Below are 17554 nucleotides of genomic sequence, written 5' to 3'. Positions count from 1 at the left end.
CCTCGAACAGGGCATGGTCTTGTACTTTCCAAAAAATATTATCTTTCATACCTCACAGTAATCATTACTTAATCAACTTAGAAAGAAACTCACATCATTTATATTTCCAAACGCCTAATTATATAAGTGCGGACATACGAAATCTTTAAAGGTAGGTAATCTCGTACGTCCGCATTATATTTTATTCTATTTTCGTTTTCTCAAGATTTTCGCCTTAAAAGTAAATAATATTTCATATATTACTGGTACGACTATTAAAGTTAATAAGGTTGAAGAAATCAATCCCCCTACTACAGTTGCTGCCATACCTTTTGAAATAATGATAGAACTATCTTCACCAAATAACATAGGCATCAACGCTCCAATAGTTGCTAATGCTGTCATGAGAATTGGTCTGATACGTGTTCCACCTGCTTCTAACAATGCTGCTTGCATTTCCATACCTTGTTGTTGTTTATTTATCACTCTGTCAATTAAAACTATTGCATTGGTTACAACAATACCAATTAACATAAGCATACCAATCATGCTCGGTACAGAAATTGTCTCACCAGTTACTACTAAAGCAACTACAACACCTATAACTGTATATGGTAATGAGAATAATATAGTGAAAGGTGCCAATGCGCCTTTAAATGTTAACACAAGCACTAAATAAACTATTATAATTGCTGCTAACATCGCCATAGATAATTGGGTTACTGCGTTACCTATATCTTCATTTGCGCCTCCCATGTTGACGTCTACGTTATTAGGTTTATCTATTGTATTTAATTTCGATAACACTTTCTGTGAAGTCCCACCAACATCATCATTTGTAACTTTTCCAGAAACTTTTGACGTATAGTCTCCCGCTTTAGTTTCTATTTTATTTGGCGTCGTTGTTTTTTCTAATGTTGCGATGTCACTTAATTCAATAGCTTGACCAGTAGCTGTTTGTATTTCAGTGTTTTCAAGTTTTTCTTCTGTCCAATCCGTTTCTTTATCTTCTTTAATTTTCACATCTATCGATTTACCATTTTCCTTTACGGTTGTGACACTTTGCTCAGGTGTATTCTGATTTAATGTCATAGCTAATTGAGATGCAGACAAACCATAACTAGAGGCTTTATTTTGATCTACTTTGATATTATATTGTTCGTATGTTTGAGATAAATCAGATTTAACATTAGCTATACCATGAATATTTTTCATTTCTTTTTCGACTTTATTGACAGTTCCTTTTATTGCATCAAGAGATGGTCCAGTAATTGTAACTGCTAATTCATTATTTGTTCCACCTGTGCCCATATCTTGATTTGCCCAATCTCCAGGATGCTGATATTTGTTGATATGTTTTAAAACTTTATCAGGTTCTTCATCAAAATTAGGTGTATTACTATCATATTCAACCATGATAGCCATGCTATTTGAACTGCCTGTAGGGTCTGTTGGAGTTGATCCACCAACGGAATACTGAACTGTTTTAACTTTATCTTTATTGTTCAAATACTTTTGTACTTGTTCAGCATGTGCTAATACCCCTTTTTCTGTTTCACCCGGTTCAGGTGTATAAGTTAATGCCATAAATTTATCTTCCCCAGTTGAGATAAAGCTAGTGCCTAATTTTGCTGCACCTAAACCAATACTAGCGATTAAAATAACCGTACTTAAAATCATTACAATCCATTTGTGCGCTAATGACCAGCGCAGTATACGCTTATATCCTCTTCCTACCAAACCTAATGTTTCTTCTTTACGTTGTTTAACACCTTTTTTGAAAAAAGTAGCACTTAAAGAAGGTACGATGGTAATCGAAACAAGTAAAGAAGCTAGTAAACTAAACGCAATCGCTAATGCAAATGGTCTAAACATCTCACCTACTGATCCATTGACAAATGCCAATGGTAGAAAGACTATAATGGTAACGATTGTCGACGACATTATCGGTTTAAATACTTCACTCGTCGCACTAATAATGAGCTTATTACCACTTAATGGTTCTTTTTTATCTGATAAACGTCTATAAATATTTTCAACTACAACAATTGAATCATCAATAACTCTACCTATTGCAACTGTTAGTGCACCAAGTGTTAATATATTTAATGATACATCTGTTAATTTCAATGCAACCATTGCAATTAATATAGACATCGGTATTGAGACGACTGAAATTGCAGTTGTTCTAATATTTCTTAAAAATAATAATATAACAATTATGGCAACAATCGTGCCGAGTGCTGCTTTTTCAATCATTGTATATAGTGAGTCTTCTATAGGTTTCGCAGTATCCATAACTTTTGTAGCTTTTATATCTTTATTATCTTTGGTAAATTCATCAATTTCTTTTTTCGTGTCTTTCGCTACTTTAACAGTGTTAGCATCTTGTGCTTTCGTCACTTGTACATTGACTGCATCTTTGCCATTTGTTTTAGAAATTGATTGTCGTTCATCACCTACTGAAATATTTGCAATGTCTTTGAGTTTAACAGAAGGCATGCTACTTTCTCCGTCTTGAGCATCTGAACTAGGCATTGCTGTTGCCATGTTACCGCCTTGTGATGAACTTTGAGCACCAGAACTCTGATTTGCACTTCCTTCGTTGCCACCTTGAGCACTCATGCTTGAAGCTGATAATGGAATTTCAAGGTTTTCCAATGCATTTACTGAAGTGAATTGGCCATCAATTACTACCGACTTTTCAGTTTTACCAAACTGAAATAAACCTAATGGGGTTTCACTAGTTGCACCCTTTAAGAATTGTTCCACACTATCTACAGTCAATCCTCTATCTTGCAATTTTTCTTGGTCAAATTTAATTGAAACTTCTCTCGATGTCTGTCCATTCAATTGTGCATTTTGTACGCCATTGATTGTTTGAAGTTTAGGTAGTAACTGCTTATTAACTTTTTTGGTTGTATCTTTTAAATTATTATCATTTGTAGTAAAAGAATAAGCTACAATTGGAAAAGCATTCATTGAATTCCTTGTTAACTCTGGTTCTTCAACGCCTTCTTCGAATTTTATTTTATCAAGTTCTTTTTTTAAATCGTTTTCAGCTTTATCCATATCTGTGCCATTTTCATATTCAACAGAAACCATAGAAGCATTTTGAATAGATTGTGCATTAACATTTTTCACACTTGCCATTGACCTTATTTGGTCATCAATTTTATCACTAATGTCATCCTTTACCGTTTCTGGTGTAGCACCTGGCATGGTTGTTTGTACAGTAATCACTGGAGGTTCAACATCAGGTAATAATTCAAGTTTCATTTTCGCACTTGAATAAACACCGCCTAAAATGACCAGCAATACCATAAGAAAGATTGCAAATTTATTTCCTAGCGAAAACTGCAATAGTTTTTTTATCATATCTTTTCTCCTCTCAAATAACATTTTAATTCGATATTGCATTTATTTTCTTTCTGTATAATCATATCTATGTATTTTCTAAACTCATAAAAAATGCACGTTATAAAGTTTAAGTTGCATATTAAAACTTTATAACGTGTCTACTTTTTTACAAAACTACAAACAAAACTATTTACGTTTTAATTTACGTGAAAGCTTAATTTTAGTCTTAGTCAACTTCGGCTTAACATTTTCAATAACTTGATATAATGGTTTATTTAACACATAATCAAATTCACCTATTTTTTCACTTAAATACGTTCCCCATACTTTCTTAAATGCCCATAATCCATAATGGTCTGATTCCTTGTCTGGATCATTATCTGTACCACCAAAATCATATGTTTTTGCGCCATGTTCTCGAGCGTATTGCATCATAGCAAATTGCATGTGATGATTTGGCAAGAAGTCTCGGTAGTCATTAGATGATGCACCATAAAGATAGTAGGATTTATTTCCAGCAAACATTAGCAATGCACCTGATAAATATAATCCCTCTGGGTGCTTAGCTTCTAACGCTTCCATTTCATTAATAAGTTCTTGTGTTTTTTTCATTTTATTGTCAGCATCGTTTATTTTATTTAATGTCTTTTTATCTTGTTTTTTGTCAGCCAGCTTTACTTTTTCCGCTTCTAATTGTGCGATGTCTTGACGTAAATCTTTAAGGACTGGTTTAGGTTCCAATTTCACTAAAAATAATTCCGCATCTCCATCTGGATGTAAAGCATCGTATATGTTTTGGAAATAGCTAATATCTCTAGTTAAAAAGCCATCTCTTTCGCCAGTGATTTTCATTAACTCTGCAAATGTTTTCAAACCTTCTCTATCAGAACGTTCTACTTTCGTACCACGCTTTAATGCTAACCTTACTTTTGAACGATTACGTCTTTCAAAACTTTGAATTAACGCATCATCGTTTTTATCAATCGGTGTTATCATTGTCATTCTTGGTTGAATATAATCTTTCGAAAGTCCTTCTTTAAAACCTTTGTGTTTAAACCCTAATGATCTTAAATGTGTTAGTGCATCAGCACCTTTATCTACTTCAACATCGGGATCGATTTTAATTGTATAAGCTTTTTCTTCTTTTGCAATTTGAATTGCGTATTCTAGCAATGTTTCTAATGCTAATTTATTACTATAATCCGTTACAAAACCTCTTGAAATATAGCATAGCGTATAAGGTAATTTAGGAACCTTTTTAAATAATAACTGCGCCACACCTAAAATTTCACCATCTTCACCTACTGCGATACGCTTTGAGTACCAGCCAGTCAATTTCTTTGTTTCTGCCCACTTTGTTAATTGCAATAAGTCACCTTGAGGGTGCGCTTTAACAAAGGCATCATGCGCTTGGTTCGTTATATTCATCTTTTCCATAAACCTGATATCTCCTTTTACCATTACATACTTTGTTATTATACATTGCTTCACACATTCTTTCACATCATTTCCCATTATTTGATATAATAATATACGAAATGAGGTGTTTTTGTGCGTATCATTATCTTGTCATTACTTTTTTTAATAAATTTAATTTTTGTAATCCAAACATTTAATACAACTTTTAATGTTTCATATTTAAGTTTAAGAATTATTCTCGCTGTTTTTACATTTGTAGTAACGGGTTATTTACTACTTTTATCTAATAACAATAAATGGGGAACTTACTTAACTATTTTAACACTAATAATTTCTTTGATACACATCATTGTTATTGCACATAGTATGTATGTTTACATTTATTAATCTGCTTCAACTTTGTACTTAAGCCCTCTAATGATTAATGTATATGGTGAAGTTGTATTATCATCTTTCAAAGTGACTGCTTTATAACCCGAATATTCACCATCATATATATGATATACAATATCATCGTTTCCCAATTTTAATGTCGTGAATGTTTCTGTGTTGTTCACGATTTCCATTCCAAACCACTGTTGCCATTTTTCAACCGTATGTGCCCTTTCTGTGCTATTAATTTCAATACTTTTTATGCTAAAAGCATTTTGGCGTAATGGTTTTAACTTTTCTTCTCTTGCTTCAATATTTTCATTCCATTGAATAAAAAATGGCGGCTTCACCCTATAATCAGGATCAGCTATATATAACAAGCGCCATGTAGTCTTTTCTCCTTTTGTGTTTTCTCGTTGCATTTCAACAGGACCTATGACATCTATACTTTGTGCTTCCAGCGTTTCTTTTAATTTGGTAATATCTTGCGTTTGAAATGCTATTGTTTTTAATCCTTCTTTATAATGATCTTGAACAATTTTCGAAGGAAATGACACTCGACCTTCTTCACTTTTTACAATTTTTTGCAATTTCTCTGGTTTATAAATATCTAATAATTCAATGTAAGCATTATTTAAGTAGGCTAAACGATTGTATGTGCCTAATTTCTCATGTTTACCACCTTGATATAGTGTAAATAAATGACCTGGGAATTTGAAATTATCTAATTGTTGTACATAATGAACGATATGATCTAACTTTAAATCTTGCATACCTTTATCCCCCTAATTTTCCTTTACATTTATTTTAACAAATTGTATACATGTTTACTTCTGATAACCCATTATAATGATTTAAATTGCAATTATAAATTTATCTTTATTCAGATATCAAAAGCATCACTTAATAAATAGGTATTGCTTTCCCTGTCCAAATAGGCTAAAATATAACTTGTTCAAAATTAAGTTAGCTTTGCTAACCATTTTCGGAGGTATGCTTTCATGCAAAATAAATTTGTATTTGATAACATCATCGCAATTTATAGACCGTATACAAAAATGTTCCAACCTATCTTTGAATCATTTGATCTATATCCTGCACAATGGCTCGTTTTAAAAGATATTTCCTACAATGCACCAACCACTTTAGTACAAATTTCAAAACGACGCTCTATTGAGAAGCCTACCACAAGAAAAATATTAAAAGTACTTTCTGAAAAATCTCTATTAACTGTTGAAACAGGTACAGATAAACGAGAAAAATGGCTTTCACTTTCTCCAAAAGGAAAAAACCTTTATAAAAACATCAGTTCACGTGTAGATAAAGTGCAAGACGAAATTATTAAAAATACAGGTTTATCAGTTTCAGAAATTGAACACATTACAAAATCACTTCAAATTATTCACGCGCAAATTTTAGAAATGGAGGAATTTTAACATGAATCAAACAGCATCGATGAAGTCACCAATTTGGACGAAAAATTTTAATATCAATTTCATTACAAACTTTTTAGTTTACTTATGCATGTATTTGCTTATCGTCATCATAGCGAGTTATACAAAAACTGAATATCATGCGTCAGACAGTATGGCGGGACTCGTGTCTGGATTATTTATTATTGGTTCTTTAATTGGACGATTTATCACTGGAAAGTATGTTAATAAAATAGGTCCTAAACGTATTTTAATCATTGGTTTAATCTTATTAATCATCACACAACTGCTTTATTTTATAGAAGGTGCCTTAGCTGTTCTAATGTTCACGAGATTAGTTAATGGTATTGCTACTGGGGTTACTACGACAGCAACGGGGACAATTGCTGCTTATGCAACACCACAAGAGAGAAAAAGTGAAGGTATTAGCTTGTTTTCTTTAAGTTTAGTTATAGGCGCTGCAATCGGCCCATTTTTTGGCCTTTTACTTATTAATACATTCCCAATTCAATTGCTATTTTTGCTTTGTTTAATGTGCGGTATCATCAGTTTTATCATTTCATTTTTTATTAAGTTAGATATCGATATCACTAGTGATATCCCGAAAACACAAACAACTGAAAGCAAAAAATTTAATATTAATAATTACATCGCCAAAGAAGCATTACCTGTGGCAATTATTATGCTCCTTGCAGGATTATCTTATTCGTCTATCCTGACATTTTTACAATTTTTTGCCCAAGAAATCAATTTAGTTACAGTATCTAGTTATTTCTTTATTTTTTATGCTATTGCATCACTCATTACAAGACCAATTGCTGGTAGAATGATGGACCTCAAAAACGAAAACGTCATCGCTTATCCTGCTTTTGTCTTTTTAATCCTTACATTTTTAACATTAAGTATTACAAATAATAGTTGGCTATTAATTCTTGCTGGGTTACTCCTTGGCGCTGGTTACGGCAATATTTCATCTTGTATGCAAGCCATTGCAATCAAAGTATCTCCACCAGCTAAATATGGTATTGCTACCTCAACCTACTTTATCGGTTTAGACTTAGGATTAGGTTTTGGACCTTATGTATTAGGCTTTGTAACATCTACAGTGTCATTCGCTCAATTATACGCTATTATGGGCGTATTGGTTTTAATTACTGGTGTTATTTATTACTTCGTTCACGGTAGAAAAGTAAAACACATGAATGCTTATTAATTTTTTCATAAAACAATAAGTTAAGGTTACTGTAAATTATTTGCTTTAGCTGCCAACAAAACTATTTTTGTTGGCAGTTTTTTTGTACTCATTTTAATTATGAAACATCCAGTATTACTTTATATATTTAAATTTGAATAATAGTTATTTCAAGGTTATTATTCAATTTGAATGATCGTATATTTTAAGTTTATTAAAAAAACCAAATGCTATTATAGCACTTGGCTTATCTCTTATTTATATCATTGTCATTGATAATTATCTAATTGTAACTTTAGTGATTAAGCAACTTTTATGTTTTCAATTTCTTTTATAATATCATCTATTACTTTTAACTGCTCATCAGTGTAATAATAGAACACTTGTCTTTCATCTGTTTCTGATCGAACTTTTGAGATCAACTCTTTTTTATAAATCTTTCTTATAATCACATCTATTTTACTAGTGTCCCATAACATTTCAAAATGTAAGGTGTCTCTTAATTCTTTTCCACTAATTTTATTAGCTTCATAAACTTTAAACAACACTACAAATTCTTCGATAGATAAACGGTGAACTGACTTCAACCAATGTTTTAACTGACTTAAAGCCCTCTCAGATGTAATATAAAATGATGCTTTACTTTCCATAAATTTGGCCTCCTCATGATTTACTTTCATTGTTAGTAATGGCTTTATATAATGAATAAGCTTTTAAAATATTATATAACACTTTCTTCATTAAATCTATTATTTTAAAAGAAACAGATAAATAAATTTTACTATTGTAAAGTTTTTATATAGCTACAATTGATTATGGTAATATTTTTCTATTGTTCATTATCTTTAATCGTTAAAAAAATACTTATGTATAATACATTTTCATATAAAAATATCTTTCCACATTTTTGAAATCATTTCACATAAGATATGAGTTCAAATTATAATAAAAAAGAGTAGAAGATAATTCAAATTGAAACTTTGAATTATTTCCTACTCCTAATATTTTTTTAATAATCACAATAGTGATTATAATTATAAAGTTATTAGTTATTTAAACTTTTTAAATATTTAATAGCTGATTATCATGGTCAAATGTTCAGTTCTCATAAATGCTATCACCTAATAAATCAACCACCAATATAGTTCATATTGATTTTTTTCCGTTTTCTATTGGCTACTGTTTGCGCTGTACGTTCATCTGAATATCTATCATCACGAATATTCCATAAAGCTTTAAACTGTTCAAACAGTGCCTCATCTGACACACCAGATCGCATAAATGATTTCACATTAAACCCATCCACGGTACTAAATAGACAACCATAAAACTTACCATCTGATGATAATCTCGCACGTGTACATGTAGAACAGAATGATTCAGACACACTTGTAATCAGACCAAATTTAGCACCATTATCTTTATGTCGATAATATTTTGCAACTTCACCAAAATACTTGGGTTCCACAGGTTCAATATCAAATGATGACTCTACCATTTTTAACATTTCATCTTTTGTTACAACCTTACTGAAATCCCAACCATTATCATTACCGACGTCCATAAATTCAATAAAACGTATTTCAATATCTTTATCTTTAAAATATTGAATCATAGGTAAAATTTGATCATCATTCACACCTTTTTGAACAACTACATTTACTTTTACATGAAAACCTATTGAGACCGCATAATCTATTTGTTGTAAAATCGTGGAAGCTTTAATATTTCGATTATTTATAGCTTGGAACACTTTGTCATCAATCGCATCTAAACTCACATTAATACGTCTTAAACCAGCATCATATAATTTTTGGCCGTGTTTTTTTAATAATAAACCATTAGTGGTTAAACCAATATCTTCTATACCATCAAGTTGGTTCAACTCATATATTAATTTATATAAATCTCTTCTTAATAAAGGCTCTCCACCTGTAATACGTATTTTTTTGACTCCTAAACGTGTATAAACTTTAGCGATACGTACCATTTCATCAAAAGTGAGTAATTCATCTTTGGGTAGGAAAACAAAGTCATCGCCAAATATTTCTTTCGGCATACAATAGTCACAACGAAAATTGCAACGATCTGTAACTGACAACCTCAAATCTCGAATTGGACGTCCAAGTTTATCAGTTATTTGTTCTACCATCTGATCAGCCTCCTATCTATTCATAATGTCGTGATGTAAATCTATTAAGTCTTGTTGATAGTTAATATTTTTGTACCAATAATCAGATGAACCAATTTCACGCACATCTAACCAATCACTTTTGACTTTTGAATAGACATTCTTAAGGCTGTAATCGCCTGATTCCAATGCTGATTCTATAAAAGATAGAGTATGCGGGCTGTAAAAAGCCATCGTTGGAATGGGCATTCCATCTTCTTGGAAACCGGCGATATCTAGTTGATCTTCTATTAAATGTTCCACCATAAATTGATACAATTTACTTATTGCTTTTTGTGTAATCATAGGTGTATCTACAGATATGACAAAGAAAAGTGTTTCGTCTGAATGTTGTCTCATTACTGAGTAAATACCAACCAGTGGACCTTTACCTTTGTTTTTAGCATGATCGATAACAATCTTATCATGATCAAATTCATGTGCTAACGTTTCATTAGTACTAATAATTATTTCATTAAACATATTAGTAGCTTCTAAAACTTCAATGATACGTTTGTAAAACATTTGATAGTTAATCTCTGCAAACGCTTTTGGTTTACCAAATCTTTCTGATTGTCCTCCAGCTAGTATAATTGCTTTCATATGTCTATTACCCTCCACTAACTGGTGGTATCAACGCTACAGTATCATTAGACGTTACGATATCATCACCTTTGACAAATTCTTCATTAACTGCAATTTGAAACTTTTTGTTATTAATATTAGGGTAACGCTCAAACAAATCTGTTACAAATTCATCAACGGTAATATCATAACTTAAGTCAATATCTTCTGAACTTTTACCCAAAACTTCTTTGATTTCCGCAAAGTATAATACTTTCATAACTATTCTCCTCCAACTGCATCCTCATGGCTACCATGTTGGTGACCTTGCCATTCAGCACCATCTTCCCAAATTTCTTTTTTCCAAATGGGTACTACCTCTTTAATACGTTCAATTGCATATTCATTAGCACGATAAGCATCTTTTCTATGTGGCGAAGAAACACTTATCAATACTGCAATATCTGATATCGCTAGTGGCCCAATTCTATGAACAATAGCCGTTTTTGTCCCCGGCCACTTTTGTGAAATCTCATCACCTATTTGTGCCAACTTTTTTTCTGCCATAGGTATATAAGCTTCATACTCCAAATATTCTGTTTTGACTCCCTGTGTCCACTCACGTACATGACCTGTGAAAATAACAACGGCACCTTGATGTTCATTGAGAACATACTGACGATATTGTTCTGTTGCTATTGGCTCGTTTATAACCTCAAATTGTTTCATTCAATCCATTCCTTTTTCATTAACGAAAGATAATAACCATTGTTCAAATTTTTGAAGTGCTAATGGTTGCTCAATATTAATATCGTACTGAATATTTGATAATTTATTTAGCTGTTGGTAATCAACATTATCACGATATATCAGCACTTTATCATAATTTGCTTCTTTGAATCCTTCTACTAAAATGATGTCACTGTCTATTGTAACAGATTTATCAATGATTTCATCCAGTCTTTGATTTTCAATTCGTGTAACTGTTTGTTGTAGATGGTGCCCTTGAACGATACTTTGATCCGCACCAGCATTAAAATGTTTCATGTGATCAACAGTATCCGTTTGAAGTTCAATATCTGATAGGTTTAAGTCATGTTGACCATGATGTTTAATCGTTGCTACGCAAAAACCATGCAATTTTAAAAATTTCACTGCATGTGTCATCAATGTTGTTTTCCCTGAATTTTTATAACCTATAATTTGTAATATCATAGCGTAGTGTCCACTTCATATGTTTGCGATTCAGTTAAAATGACATCAACTGTGTGACCTTTTTGATATCCTCTTGTACCACTTGGTAACACAATCATTGCATTGCTATGTGCAATAGCTACTACTGCACCAGACTTATTAAATCCTGATGGTACCACTGTCATCTCTTTACCATTAAAAGTCACTGTTGCTCGAATAAATCTTGTAAACGGATTTGGCTTTTTAAAGTCTTCCATAAGTGTAGCTTGTACAATTTGTGGATATATAGCTTTGGCGCCCATCATGTGCTGTATTGCAGGTTTGACATAGAGTTCAAATCCAGTGAAACAAGCAGATGGATTACCTGATAATCCAAATAAATATTTATTATTAGCAACAGCTACTGTAGTTACACTACCGGGACGCATGGCAATTTTGTTAAACAGGACTTGCGCATTGACCGCTTCATAAATTTGAGGCAAATAATCGAAATCTCCTACAGATACACCGCCAGTAGTGATTATAATATCATGCTCAGCCATAGCTTCACGCATCACTTGAATACTACTATTCAAATCATCTTGTTGAATTTTATAAGCATTGACTTCTAAGTGATGCTTTTTAGCTAAAGCAGTTATCATAGGGCCATTTGAATTACGAATTTTTCCTGGTTCTAAATCATCTCCAACATCCAATAATTCACTTCCTGTAGCGATAACAGCCACGCTAGGTTTTTCAAAAACCGGAACTTCTGTATAGCCATATGTTGCTAAAACAGCTATAGACCCTGGATTAACACATTGACCTTTTTCTAATAAAATATCTCCAACCTTTGTCTCTTCACCTTTTAACGAAATATTCTCATTTTCGCTAAATGTTTTTCTTATTGTAAAATCTTGTTCTCCTTCGACAGTTTGTTCAAGCATAACGATGGCATCAGCACCTTCAGGTATTTGTGCACCTGTCATAATTCTCACGGCTTCAAATGCTCCAACTGTTTTAGTTGAAACTGACCCCGCTCCAATGTGGTCAATCACTTTAAATTTAATGCGATTGTCACCGCTTGCACCTTTTGTATCAATACTTCTTAACGCAAAACCATCATATGGTGATTTATCAAACCTTGGTATTTCATGGGTCGCTATAATATCTTCAGCTAAAATGTAATTTAAGCTTTCTGCTAAAGGTAAAGTGATTTTATCCATAAAAATTTCTTGGTTTATCACACGTTGAATTGCTTCACTCACTGGAATTGGGTTTCTTTTCTCTACAGACATCGCAAATCTACTCCTTATAATTAATAATTTCATGATATACTAGAACACGATTAGGAGGGATACTTTGACTGAATTTACGCATATTAACAAACAAGGGAATGCGAAAATGGTAGACGTCTCTGATAAAAACATAACAAAACGTTCAGCTACTGCGCATTCAAGTATAACGGTAAATCCAGCGATTTATGAACAAATCGTTGATCACACTAACCAAAAAGGAAATGTGCTTAATACTGCTCAAATTGCTGGTATTATGGCAGCAAAAAATACAGCTGATATTATACCGATGTGTCACCCGTTACCTTTAACTGGTATAGATATCACATTTGATTGGCAAAAAAAAGCACAATCATTCATTTTAAATATACAGGCAACCGTCTCTACAACTGGAAAAACTGGTGTGGAAATGGAAGCACTTACTGCCGCTTCAGCTGTAGCACTTACAGTTTATGATATGACAAAAGCTTTAGATAAAGGCATGGTCATTGGCGAAACTTACCTACTCTCAAAAACAGGTGGCAAATCTGGTGATTACAAAAGATAATTGTCTTAAATATTAATATGTAAGAGATAGAGTCCGACGAACATATAAACGTTGGGCTCTAATTATTTTGTAATCTCTTGAACTAAATGATTCAGTTCTGGTTTAATGAGCTTATTCAATGCTAATTTCACTGCGCCCGTAGAGCCAGGTATACTAAAAATCAATTTATCATTTACGGTACCTGCAATAGCTCGAGATAATAACGCACGTGTTCCAACATCTTCTGCATAACTTAAATATCTAAATAATTCTCCAAACCCTTCGATTTCTTTAGTAATCAAACTGGATACAGCCTCTATCGTTACATCTCTTTGTGCTATACCAGTTCCACCTGTAGTGATAATCACATCAATATCTTCTGCTAACCATTGCTTAATTTGCTGAGTAATTGCTGTTTGCTCATCTTTAACAATCTTATAATGCGATTCAGAAATCGTAACATTTAATGTAGAGATTAGCTCTTTAACTAATTTACCACCTTTATCTGTTTCATAATCTCTTGTATCAGAAACTGTTAATACTGCACATTTAATATTTCTATCAAGTTTAACATTTGTATGCATATTGAACCTCCTTAGCCAAATAATTGGTTGATTAACGTCATCGCTTGTTGTGGGTTAGTCATACCATGAATCAATAACCTTCCGCCTTTAAAGCTAACTATTCTATGTGCTTTATATTCAAAATGTAACATGTAAGGGTTGCGTTGATATGGAATCTCTTGTCGTTGCAAAAATGTCTCCAACATTTCCTGGGAAATTTCAGGGTTTTCATATTGAACAGTATCCCTTCCACATAAAGTTGCAAATTGCCTTTGTGTTGTATTGAGATACGGATATGTTGGTTGTGTGCCACAAGTTTTACAAGCGCTATCTTGCAATTTTTTAAATCCAAATGTAAAATGTGTGCCTTCCCAGATATCACCGTAAGTAACTTTAGGTGCAATTGTTGCGCCTGTTAATATTTTCAATGCATCTTTTAATTGTAAACTAGTCGTCATAGTGACTGCTGGCTGAATGACACCTACTGTATCACAAGTCATATTAATTGCAGGTAGCTGTGGAATCAAACAGTTAAAACAAGGTGTTTGTTCAGGTATAAACGTCGCTTCCACATAAGTACTTTGTACCACACCACCATAAATCCAAGGTATAGCAGCTTTATAGGCAAAATCATTTATCAATTGTCTCGTTTCAAAATTATCTGTTGCATCTAAAATAAGTTGTACATCTTGCGCGTATGTTTCTAAAAATAACCGATCGACATGTGCAATGTGTAAATGCAATCTCAAATTTTGACGTATAGCCATTAAATTACGTTCTGCTGCAACTACTTTTGGTAATTTATCTGCTGCATCCATTTCTGTAAACATCGTTTGGCGTTGTAAATTACTATATTCAATATAATCTCTATCTACAATTGTTAGTTCACCTACACCAGCTCTTACTAATCCTTCTGCTAGGTGCGTCCCTAAAGCTCCCATACCTATAATTAACACATGTGCATTCATAATTTTCTCTTGCCCAGATGTTCCTATATGTTTAAATAACATTTGTCTAGAATAACGTTCTACACTCACTATGAAACCCCTCACTTTGCGTCATTATTTTCATTATAAATCTTGAAGGTCTATGTAACAACGGTTTAAATTCATTATGCAAAAATCCTATATGCCACTTTTATTCATATTACCAATGTAAAACTTAACAAAATAAAAGAGTAAGAACGAAATCAAATTTAGATAGTGATTTCATATTCCTACTCTTTATCGCAAAACAGTTTCAAAAGATATAATGATACATTTATGGTGATTACTGATACTTTGATTTTTGACATTAAAGTCACTAATCATTATTTAAATTTGAATTTTTAATCCATCAAATGCAATGGTTGATTTTAAGCCATCTTCTTCTAATTGCTCTTCTAATTGTTTAATTTGTGCCTTCGTTAAACTTTCAGTAGCTTCAATATGAGTAAAATATGTATGCTTAGCATTAATAGCTTTAGCAATAGTCACACATTCATCAAATGTAGCCTCTCCTAAAGCATTTAACATACCTTCTGGATGAATACGTTCATTAGTTATAGGATTAACTTCATTGCTACCAAAAGGTAAAATAGCAACATCAACATTTTTCAATTTCTCCGTTGGTCGAAAGCCTTTAATTTCATCTGGAATAATAAGTATACGTTTGGTATTTGTAGTTAAATAAAAACCAAACGCGAATTGTTCTGCTAATTGAATCCATTCTACCTTTGTGTCATCAAAATTAATTTCTGCATCATTGTCAACAATTACTAGGTTAATTACGCCTAATGATTCTAAATATTGAACATATTCCCAACGCGCAAAATATGCTTTAAAATCTTCCACTTCTTGAGTTGTAATATAAACCGTTGACGTTTTGGACTTAGGTACTTTGTGAATAAAATCAAAATTGAGTGTTTCCCATATTCTAATCCCCATCGTGTGATCTGGATGCCAATGAGAGTAAATGCCATATTTTATATCATAAATTTTTGATTGTCTTAGTTGTTGAAATATATCTTCTGAAGTGTCAATTAGTAATTGTAAATCATGAATGAAGATACCAGGCCCTGTTCGTTTTTGTGCATCTTTATGCTGTGAAACTGATTGATAAAGTGTTGGTATACCCCCAGAAATTCCTAAACATTCGATAATCATTGCATCAACCCCTACTTATTTATAAATGTGATTACATTTATTACTCAACCTCTCATAAATTATAGTTGCATATCACCTATCACCCTATATTAATAATTTCGTGTGCCAGTATTTCAGCTTCATATTGCGAATGTGTAACAAAGATAATAGGTATATTCCATAATTTAAAAATTCGTTTTACTAACAAAATACTTTCTTCTTTCGTTACATCATCTAAACTAGAAAACGGCTCATCTAGTAACATCAAGTCTGGTTTAGTACTTAAAGTTCTAGCTAATGCAACACGTTGGGATTCACCACCAGATAAGCGAATTGGAAATTTATCTTTTAAATGAACAATATTTAGTTGATTCATTAAATTATCTATGTGCTGAGAGTTCTGTGTCATAAAAGTGATATTTTGAAACACAGTCATATTTGGAAATAATTGGTAATCTTGAAATAAATAACCGATATTGCGTTTTTGAATCTTCACATCAACATTTGAAGTAGTGTCTGTCAATATATGGTCGTTAATCTTTATAAACGCTTGGTCTGGTTGTTGTAAACCAGCAAGCATATTTAAAATTGTTGTTTTACCTATGCCTGAAGGTCCTTTAATGGCATAGATTTTAGGTGTAGTATCATCTATTTCTACATGTAATTGCGTACTATTTAAAAGATGATTCAAAGATATATTTAGCATTAACGAACCTCCCGATAACCATCTTTATTCAATAGATTGATTGTACCAATTACAGTAACCGCAAATGCAACCAATACAATCACCCATAACCATGCTTGATTTTCTTTCCCTTGCTCTACTAAAAAGTATATTTCTAAAGGTAAAGTGTTGGTTTTGTTAGGAATATAACCTGCTACCATTAACGTAGCACCAAATTCTCCAATTGCCCGTGCAAAACTCATCATTACACCAGCAAGTATTGAACGCTTAGATAACGGTAAAACCAATTTAAAAAATATTTTACTTTCACTTGCGCCCATTGTTCTTGCTGTATTCAACATCTTGGGATCTATGTTACGAAAACCTTGTACAGTATGCTGATACATTAACGGAAAGCTTACAATGATAGATGCAAATATGGCACCAGTTAAAGTAAATACAACTGGCAAATGTAAAAAATCGCTAAAAAAACTACCAACCACACTACGAGGTGAAAATATAATCAGTAAAATAAAACCCATCACTGTTGGAGGTAACACGATTGGTAAAACAATGAAACTTTCTAAAAGTCTTGTTATAAAGCCACGACGCTTATACAACCATCTTGATATAAAAACACCTAATATCGTAACGATAATCGTGCTGATAACCGCGACCCTCAATGATATCCAAAATGGCGTGACATCTGGCATTTCTGCTA

Annotated in this window: 18 protein-coding genes; 3 read left to right on the top strand and 15 right to left on the bottom strand. The window is 32.4% G+C overall.

The window, feature by feature from the left end:
• Positions 1 to 186: 186 nt before the first annotated feature.
• From KA873_RS03195 to KA873_RS03185, 3 genes are all read right to left on the bottom strand, one after another.
• Positions 187 to 3357 carry an efflux RND transporter permease subunit gene (locus KA873_RS03195; protein ID WP_107504804.1) on the bottom strand — a complete coding sequence of 1057 codons (3171 nt, stop codon included), beginning with the start codon at positions 3355 to 3357 and terminating at the stop codon, positions 187 to 189.
• A 168-nt stretch (positions 3358 to 3525) separates the two neighbouring features.
• Complete coding sequence (locus KA873_RS03190) at positions 3526 to 4776, bottom strand: lipid II:glycine glycyltransferase FemX (RefSeq protein ID WP_107385096.1); 1251 nt, start codon at positions 4774 to 4776, stop codon at positions 3526 to 3528.
• Positions 4777 to 5141: 365 nt separating this feature from the next.
• Positions 5142 to 5903 carry a VOC family protein gene (locus tag KA873_RS03185; protein ID WP_107504803.1) on the bottom strand — a complete coding sequence of 254 codons (762 nt, stop codon included), beginning with the start codon at positions 5901 to 5903 and terminating at the stop codon, positions 5142 to 5144.
• Positions 5904 to 6131: 228 nt separating this feature from the next.
• On the opposite strand from KA873_RS03185, the gene KA873_RS03180 reads away from it, so the two are divergent.
• Both KA873_RS03180 and KA873_RS03175 read left to right on the top strand, forming a co-directional pair.
• Positions 6132 to 6566, top strand: a complete 435-nt coding sequence (locus KA873_RS03180) for a MarR family winged helix-turn-helix transcriptional regulator (protein WP_107504802.1) — start codon at positions 6132 to 6134, stop codon at positions 6564 to 6566.
• 1 nt (position 6567) lies between these two features.
• A complete protein-coding gene (locus tag KA873_RS03175; RefSeq protein WP_107504801.1) occupies positions 6568 to 7776 on the top strand; it encodes an MFS transporter in 1209 nt (402 codons plus the stop codon).
• A gap of 281 nt (positions 7777 to 8057) precedes the next feature.
• Here the strand turns inward: KA873_RS03175 and KA873_RS03170 are convergent, their stop codons facing one another.
• The 7 genes from KA873_RS03170 to KA873_RS03140 all read right to left on the bottom strand — a co-directional run bounded on the left by KA873_RS03170 (position 8058) and on the right by KA873_RS03140 (position 12960).
• On the bottom strand, positions 8058 to 8405 hold the full coding sequence (locus tag KA873_RS03170) for a transcriptional regulator, SarA/Rot family (RefSeq protein WP_019468084.1): 348 nt from the start codon (positions 8403 to 8405) through the stop codon (positions 8058 to 8060).
• Between the two features lie 479 nt (positions 8406 to 8884).
• A complete protein-coding gene (gene moaA, locus KA873_RS03165; RefSeq protein ID WP_107504800.1) occupies positions 8885 to 9907 on the bottom strand; it encodes a GTP 3',8-cyclase MoaA in 1023 nt (340 codons plus the stop codon).
• A 12-nt stretch (positions 9908 to 9919) separates the two neighbouring features.
• Positions 9920 to 10528, bottom strand: coding sequence for a molybdenum cofactor guanylyltransferase MobA (gene mobA / locus KA873_RS03160; RefSeq protein ID WP_107504799.1), 609 nt, complete (start codon positions 10526 to 10528; stop codon positions 9920 to 9922).
• A 7-nt stretch (positions 10529 to 10535) separates the two neighbouring features.
• The gene (gene moaD / locus KA873_RS03155; protein WP_019468087.1) at positions 10536 to 10769 is read right to left on the bottom strand and encodes a molybdopterin converting factor subunit 1; all 234 of its coding nucleotides are present in this window, start codon (positions 10767 to 10769) and stop codon (positions 10536 to 10538) included.
• Between the two features lie 2 nt (positions 10770 to 10771).
• Entirely contained in the window at positions 10772 to 11218 is a 447-nt protein-coding gene (locus KA873_RS03150) for a molybdenum cofactor biosynthesis protein MoaE (protein ID WP_107384120.1), read from the bottom strand.
• Positions 11219 to 11704: a molybdopterin-guanine dinucleotide biosynthesis protein B gene (gene mobB, locus KA873_RS03145; protein ID WP_107504797.1), complete on the bottom strand. Its 486-nt coding sequence runs from the start codon at positions 11702 to 11704 to the stop codon at positions 11219 to 11221.
• Positions 11701 to 12960, bottom strand: coding sequence for a molybdopterin molybdotransferase MoeA (locus tag KA873_RS03140; RefSeq protein ID WP_107384122.1), 1260 nt, complete (start codon positions 12958 to 12960; stop codon positions 11701 to 11703). Before KA873_RS03140 ends, mobB begins: the two co-directional genes overlap by 4 nt.
• Positions 12961 to 13024: 64 nt before the next feature.
• On the opposite strand from KA873_RS03140, the gene moaC reads away from it, so the two are divergent.
• The gene (gene moaC / locus KA873_RS03135) at positions 13025 to 13504 is read left to right on the top strand and encodes a cyclic pyranopterin monophosphate synthase MoaC (protein WP_107384123.1); all 480 of its coding nucleotides are present in this window, start codon (positions 13025 to 13027) and stop codon (positions 13502 to 13504) included.
• Positions 13505 to 13566: 62 nt separating this feature from the next.
• Here the strand turns inward: moaC and KA873_RS03130 are convergent, their stop codons facing one another.
• The 5 genes from KA873_RS03130 to modB all read right to left on the bottom strand — a co-directional run bounded on the left by KA873_RS03130 (position 13567) and on the right by modB (position 17546).
• Positions 13567 to 14067: a MogA/MoaB family molybdenum cofactor biosynthesis protein gene (locus tag KA873_RS03130; RefSeq protein WP_107504796.1), complete on the bottom strand. Its 501-nt coding sequence runs from the start codon at positions 14065 to 14067 to the stop codon at positions 13567 to 13569.
• Positions 14068 to 14078: 11 nt separating this feature from the next.
• Positions 14079 to 15083: a ThiF family adenylyltransferase gene (locus tag KA873_RS03125; RefSeq protein ID WP_107384125.1), complete on the bottom strand. Its 1005-nt coding sequence runs from the start codon at positions 15081 to 15083 to the stop codon at positions 14079 to 14081.
• 276 nt (positions 15084 to 15359) lie between these two features.
• Positions 15360 to 16190, bottom strand: coding sequence for an MBL fold metallo-hydrolase (locus tag KA873_RS03120; RefSeq protein WP_107384126.1), 831 nt, complete (start codon positions 16188 to 16190; stop codon positions 15360 to 15362).
• A 79-nt stretch (positions 16191 to 16269) separates the two neighbouring features.
• Positions 16270 to 16875: an ATP-binding cassette domain-containing protein gene (locus KA873_RS03115; protein ID WP_107384127.1), complete on the bottom strand. Its 606-nt coding sequence runs from the start codon at positions 16873 to 16875 to the stop codon at positions 16270 to 16272.
• Complete coding sequence (modB, locus tag KA873_RS03110) at positions 16875 to 17546, bottom strand: molybdate ABC transporter permease subunit (protein WP_107384128.1); 672 nt, start codon at positions 17544 to 17546, stop codon at positions 16875 to 16877. The genes KA873_RS03115 and modB overlap by 1 nt, the downstream gene beginning before the upstream one ends.
• Positions 17547 to 17554: the final 8 nt, after the last annotated feature.

Origin of the sequence: Staphylococcus sp. GDY8P45P (assembly GCF_017892745.1) — a bacterium.
Lineage (GTDB): Bacteria > Bacillota > Bacilli > Staphylococcales > Staphylococcaceae > Staphylococcus > Staphylococcus cohnii.
This window is presented reverse-complemented; position numbering and strand designations above follow the sequence as displayed.